Origin of the sequence: Geodermatophilus maliterrae (assembly GCF_041018925.1) — a bacterium.
In the GTDB taxonomy this organism is placed as follows: domain Bacteria; phylum Actinomycetota; class Actinomycetes; order Mycobacteriales; family Geodermatophilaceae; genus Geodermatophilus; species Geodermatophilus maliterrae.
Genome location: NZ_JBFNXQ010000166.1, coordinates 1 through 6053, shown reverse-complemented (window position 1 = coordinate 6053; position 6053 = coordinate 1). Strand labels below are relative to the sequence as shown.

Below are 6053 nucleotides of genomic sequence, written 5' to 3'. Positions count from 1 at the left end.
CCCGAGCGGGCCCTCGACGGCGACCCCCTGGCCCGCGCGGCGCTGACCGAGCGGGTGGTGCGGCCGCTGCGGACCGCCGGCGGTGGCGTGCTGGAGACGGTGCGCGCGGTGCTCGCCGGCGGCGGCAACCTCGAGGCCAGCGCCCGGGCGCTGTTCGTGCACCCGAACACCGTCCGGTACCGGCTCAAGCGGGCCGCCGAGCTGACCGGGCAGGTGGCCACCGACCCGCGCGGCGCCTGGACGCTGCAGGTCGCCCTCGCCCTCGCCGACCTCGACGGCGGCCGCTCGCTCTGGCACTGAGGAAGGACCCCGCTGTCCCCCGCCGCCCGCGGCCTCGCGGGCCGGCCGCTCTACGGATCTGCACCGGTCCGTGTGGTCTCCACCACGGAACGGGGTGATGACGGCCCCGATGGGCCTCGGGATTGTGGGGATCCTCCAAAGGGCGGTGGTGACCTTTCGTTCCGGACACCACCGCAGGCGGACGTGACGCCTGGCACGGTGAGGAGGTGCTCGCCGTCCTCGCCCCCGGACAGGGTGCCCAGAAGCCCGGGATGCTCACCCCCTGGCTGGAGCTGCCCGGTGCCGAGTCCTTCTTCCGCTGGGCCGGCGCGATCGCCGACGCCGACCTGCTGACCCTCGGCACCACCGGCGACGCCGAGGCCATCAAGGACACCGCGGTCACCCAGCCGCTGGTGGTCGCGATGAGCCTGTTCGTGGCCCGCGAGCTCGGCGGACTGCCCGGCCCGGTCGCGCACACGCCGCAGGCCGGGCGCGACGTCGTCATCGCCGGGCACAGCGTCGGCGAGCTGACCGCCGCCGCGCTGGCCGGCGTGCTCAGCGTCGAGGCGGCGATCGCCCTGACCGCCGTCCGCGGCCGGGCGATGGCCCGCGCCTGCGCGCTCACCCCGACCGGCATGTCCGCCGTCCTGGGGGGTGACCCCGACGAGCTGGCCGCGGCACTGGAGCGGCACGGGCTGACGGCGGCCAACCTCAACGGCGGCGGCCAGGTCGTCGTCGCCGGGCCCCTCGAGGGGCTGGCCGCCCTCAAGGCCGAGCCGCCCGCCAAGGCGCGCGTGCTGCCGCTGTCGGTGGCCGGCGCCTTCCACACCTCCTACATGGCCCCGGCCCGCGAGGAGCTCGAGGGCCTCGTCGGCGGGCTGCGGCCGGCCGACCCGAGCCGCCTGCTGCTGTCCAACGCCGACGGCGCCGCGGTCGGCTCCGGCGCCGAGGCACTGTCCCGCCTGGTCAGCCAGGTGACCAGCCCGGTGCACTTCGACGCCTGCCTGACCACCCTGCGCGAGCTCGGCGTCACCGCGGCGCTCGAGCTGCCGCCGGCCGGCGCGCTGGCGGGCCTGGCCAAGCGCGAGTGGGCGAAGGACGGCGGGGTCGAGGTGCTGGCACTGTCCGGCCCGGCCGACCTCGACCGGGCCCGCGCGCTCATCGACGCCGCCCGCGGCCGACCCGAGGCCACCCACCAGCCCGACTGGCGGGTCGTCGTCTCCCCCGTGCGCGGGACGGTCAGCCCCGCCGACGTCGCCGAGGGCACCCGCCTGCCGGCCGGCACCCCGCTGGGGCGCATCCGCAGCCGGCGCGGGGAGGCCGACGTCACGGCCGGCTACGACGGCGTGCTCGCCGAGTGGCTGGTGCAGGACGGCGACCTGGTCGACGCCGGGGACCCGCTGGCCCGTCTCTACCCGGAGGTCTCCGCGTGAGCATCCAACTCAGGAAGGGCGCCGCGGGCGCACGGATCCTCGGCCTGGGCGCCTACCGGCCCCGCCGCCGGGTGACCAACCACGAGCTCGCGGAGGTGATGGACACCAACGACGAGTGGGTCCAGAGCCGCGTCGGCATCGCCGAGCGCCGCTGGGCCGAGAAGGACGAGACGCTGGTGGAGATGGCCGTCGCCGCCGGCGGCAAGGCCCTCGCCGCCAGCGGTCTGGCCCCCGACGAGGTCGACCTCGTCGTCCTGGCCAGCGCCAGCCTGAAGGAGCCCATCCCCGGCATCGGACCGCAGGTGGCCCACCGCCTGGGCATCCCGCGGCCCGGGGCGTTCGACCTCAACGCCGGGTGCGCCGGCTTCTGCTACGCCCTCGGCGTCGTCTCCGACGCCATCCGGGCCGGCTCGGCGCGCAACGCCCTCGTGGTCGGCGTCGAGCGGCTCACCGACGTCACCGACCTCTCCGACCGCTCCACCGCGGTGATCTTCGCCGACGGCGCCGGTGCCGCGGTGGTGGGCGCGGCCGAGGAGCCGGGCATCGGCCCGGTCGTGTGGGGCAGCGACGGCGACCAGTACAACGCCATCGAGATCGCCGCCGGCACCGGGACCATGACCATGGCCGGCCAGGCGGTCTACCGCTGGGCCACCACCCGGCTCACCGAGACGCTCGAGGAGGCGATGGAGGCCGCTGGTGTCGGGCCGGCCGACATCGACGTCTTCGCCCCGCACCAGGCCAACCTGCGCATCATCGAGTCGATGACCCGGAAGCTCGGCTTCGACGCGGACACGGTCATCGCCCGCGACATCGTGCAGTCGGGCAACACCTCGGCGGCGTCGGTGCCGCTGGCGCTCACCGCGCTGCTGGAGTCCGGCGAGGCCAGGAGCGGGGACCTCGCCCTCGTCCTCGGGTACGGCGCGGGCCTGACCTTCGCCGGCCAGGTGCTCACCCTGCCCTGAGCACCACCACAGACCCCCGGACCACCCGGGACCGACGGCGGGCAGCGCCCGCCTCCACCGAGAGAGAGGACCCCCGCGTGAGCGAGGACATCCAGGCAGGTCTGGCAGAGATCCTGGAGGAGGTCGCCGGGGTCGCTCCCGCCGATGCCACCCCGGAGAAGTCGTTCACCGAGGACCTCGACGTCGACTCGCTGTCGATGGTCGAGATCGCCACGGCCGTCGAGGACAAGTTCGGCGTGGCCATCCCCGACGACGAGCTCGGCAACATCAAGACCGTCGGCGACGCCATGAGCTACATCCAGAAGAACCAGGGCTGAGAGAAGGACCCCCCTGCCCCCACCGCTCGCACGCTCGCGGCGGGACCCTGCAGGGGGGCCACGCCCAGCCCCCGGCCGCACCCGCTCCCAGGAGGAAACCCGTCATGACCGATGTCGTCGTCACCGGACTCGGTGCCACCACGCCGCTGGGCGGCGACGTCGCCAGCACCTGGGACGCGCTGCTGGCGGGGCGGTCGGGGGTCAGCCGCATCACCGACGACTGGGCGAAGGACTTCCCCGCCCAGCTCGTCGCCCGGCTGGCCACCGATCCCGCCGAGCAGCTCGACCGGGTGCGCGCCCGGCGGCTCGACCGCAGCCAGCAGGTCGCGGTCATCGCCGCCGAGGAGGCCTGGAAGCAGTCGGGGGCCGGGAACGCCGGCGTCGACCCGCTGCGCATCGCCGTCGTCTTCGGCACCGGCATCGGCGGGGCGCTGACCCTGCTCGGGCAGGACGACATCCTGGAGGAGAAGGGGCCCAAGCGGGTCTCCCCCTTCACCATCCCGATGCTCATGCCCAACGGCCCGGCCGCCGCCGTCGGACTGTCCGTCGGCGCCAAGGGCGGGGTGCACGCACCGGTCAGCGCCTGCGCCTCCGGCGCGGAGGCGATCCGCTGGGGCCTGGACCTGCTGCGCTTCGACCGCGCGGACGTCGTCATCGTCGGCGGCACCGAGGCCTGCATCCACCCCCTGCCCATGGCCGGCTTCTCCTCCATGCGGGCCATGAGCACCCGCAACGACGAGCCCGGGCGGGCCTCGCGCCCGTTCGACAAGGCCCGCGACGGCTTCGTGCTCGGCGAGGGCGCCGCCGCCCTCGTCCTGGAGCGCGCCGACGCCGCCGAGGCCCGCGGCGCCCACGTGCACGCCCGCCTGGCCGGCGCCGGCGGGACCGCCGACGGCTACGACCTGGTCGCCCCGCACCCGGAGGGCGAGGGCGCCGGACGGGCGATCGCGGCGGCGATCCGCGACGCCGGGCTGACCCCGGCCGACATCGGCCACGTCAACGCCCACGCCACCTCGACGCCGGTCGGCGACATCGCCGAGGCCGCGGCCATCCGCAGCTCGATCGGCGAGCACGTGCTGGTCACCGCCACCAAGAGCCAGACCGGCCACCTGCTGGGCGCGGCCGGGGCGCTGGAGTCGGTGTTCACCATCCTCGCGCTGCGGGACCAGGTGGTGCCGGCGACGGCGAACCTCGACGACCCGGACGACGACGCGGCGGTGCAGGCGCTCGACATCGTCCGCCGCGAGCCGCGGAAGGCCTCGTTCAGCGCTGCGGTCAACGACTCCTTCGGGTTCGGCGGCCACAACATGGCCCTGGTCTTCACCACCGCCTGATGTGAGGACCCCGCTGCCCCGCCACTCGCGAGCTCGTGGCGGACCCTGCAGCGGGCCCACCGCCCGACGGCCCGCAGGCCGCCCGGGCAGCCCGAGCACGCCCACGTCCGGCCCGCGGAGGTCCCGTGACCACTCTCCATGCCGCTCCCGTCGCCCCGTCCCCGGACCCGCGCGACCCCGGTGACCGGCTGGAGCGGTTCTTCGACGCCGGCACGACGTCCCTGCTGGCCCCGCGTGACACGTCGGGTGTCCTGGCGGCGCGCGGCACCGTCTCGGGCACCCCGGCGATCGCCTACTGCACCGACGCGACGGTCATGGGCGGCGCGATGGGCGTCGACGGGTGCCGGCACGTCGTCGACGCGATCGACACCGGGGTGCGCGAGCGGCTGCCGGTCGTGGGCATCTGGCACTCCGGCGGCGCCCGGCTGGCCGAGGGCGTCACCGGGCTGCACGCCGTCGGCGAGGTGTTCGCCGCGATGGTGCGCGCCTCCGGGCGGATCCCGCAGATCTCCGTCGTCCTCGGCCCGGCCGCCGGCGGTGCCGCCTACGGACCGGCGCTCACCGACCTGGTGATCATGGGCCCGGCCGGGCGGGTCTTCGTCACCGGTCCCGACGTCGTCCGCTCGGTCACCGGCGAGGACGTGGACATGGAGAGCCTCGGCGGGCCCGACACCCACGGCCGCCGCAGCGGCGTCGTCCACGTGGTCACCGACTCGGAGGCCGCCGCGCTGGCGACCGCCCGCCAGGCGGTCGACCTGCTGGCCGCCCAGGGCAGGCTCGCGGCGGCCGAGGACGAGCCGGACGTCGACCTGCGGGCCCTGCTGCCCGAGCAGACCAACCGCGCCTACGACGTCAAGCCGCTCGTCGCGGCCCTCCTCGACGGGCCGGGCCTGGAGCTGCACCCGCGGTGGGCGCCCAACGTCGTGACCACCCTCGGCCGGCTCGGCGGGCGGACCGTCGGCGTCGTCGCGAACAACCCGCTGCGGCTGGGCGGCTGCCTGGACTCGGCCTCGGCGGAGAAGGCGGCGCGCTTCGTGCGGATGTGCGACGCCTTCGGTGTGCCGCTGGTCGTGCTGGTCGACGTCCCCGGCTACCTGCCCGGCGTCGGCCAGGAGTGGGACGGCGTGGTGCGGCGCGGCGCGAAGCTGCTGCACGCCTTCGCCGAGGCCGTCGTCCCGCGGGTGACGCTGGTGACCCGCAAGGCCTACGGCGGCGCCTACATCGCCATGAACGCCCGCTCACTGGGCGCCACCGCGGTCTTCGCCTGGCCGGGCGCGGAGGTGGCCGTCATGGGCGCCCGGGCCGCCGTGGGGATCCTGCACCGCAAGAAGCTGGCCGCCGTGCCGCCCGGCGAGCGGGAGGCGCTGCACGTGCAGCTGGCCGCCGAGCACGAGCGGATCGCCGGCGGGGTGAACCGGGCGCTGGAGATCGGCGTCGTCGACGAGGTCGTCGAGCCCAGCCGCACGCGGCGGCGGCTGGTGGCCGCCCTGGCCGGCGCACCGGCCGGACGCGGCGCGCACGGCAACATCCCGCTGTAGCGGGACGCGCGACGATCAGGTGACCTGGTCGTGACGCGTCCTCCCCGGCGTCCCACGGTCAGGGAGGACGCGTCACGACCAGGGAGGCTGATCATGGCCCAGGATCCCGCACCGGCCGGACGGCCACCGGGACGACGAGAGGCCCGCCCCCCCCGCCGCCGGGGGGGGGCGCCCCGGGGGGGGGGGGGGG

General features: G+C 76.0%; 6 protein-coding genes. All 6 read left to right on the top strand.

The annotated features are described in order from the left end of the window. On the top strand, positions 1-300 hold a 300-nt coding region (locus ABQ292_RS25855; protein ID WP_369210570.1), incomplete at its 5' end, for a helix-turn-helix domain-containing protein. Positions 301-506: 206 nt separating this feature from the next. Next, on the top strand, positions 507-1712 hold the full coding sequence (locus ABQ292_RS25850; protein WP_369210569.1) for an acyltransferase domain-containing protein: 1206 nt from the start codon (positions 507-509) through the stop codon (positions 1710-1712). Further along, positions 1709-2674, top strand: a complete 966-nt coding sequence (locus tag ABQ292_RS25845) for a beta-ketoacyl-ACP synthase III (RefSeq protein WP_369210568.1) — start codon at positions 1709-1711, stop codon at positions 2672-2674. The genes ABQ292_RS25850 and ABQ292_RS25845 overlap by 4 nt, the downstream gene beginning before the upstream one ends. 77 nt (positions 2675-2751) lie before the next feature. Continuing rightward, a complete protein-coding gene (locus ABQ292_RS25840; protein ID WP_075013666.1) occupies positions 2752-2991 on the top strand; it encodes an acyl carrier protein in 240 nt (79 codons plus the stop codon). 104 nt (positions 2992-3095) lie between these two features. Continuing rightward, positions 3096-4325 (top strand): beta-ketoacyl-[acyl-carrier-protein] synthase family protein, encoded by a 1230-nt coding sequence (locus ABQ292_RS25835; protein WP_369210567.1) that lies wholly within the window; start codon positions 3096-3098, stop codon positions 4323-4325. A 125-nt stretch (positions 4326-4450) separates the two neighbouring features. Next, positions 4451-5863: an acyl-CoA carboxylase subunit beta gene (locus ABQ292_RS25830; protein WP_369210566.1), complete on the top strand. Its 1413-nt coding sequence runs from the start codon at positions 4451-4453 to the stop codon at positions 5861-5863. Positions 5864-6053: the final 190 nt, after the last annotated feature.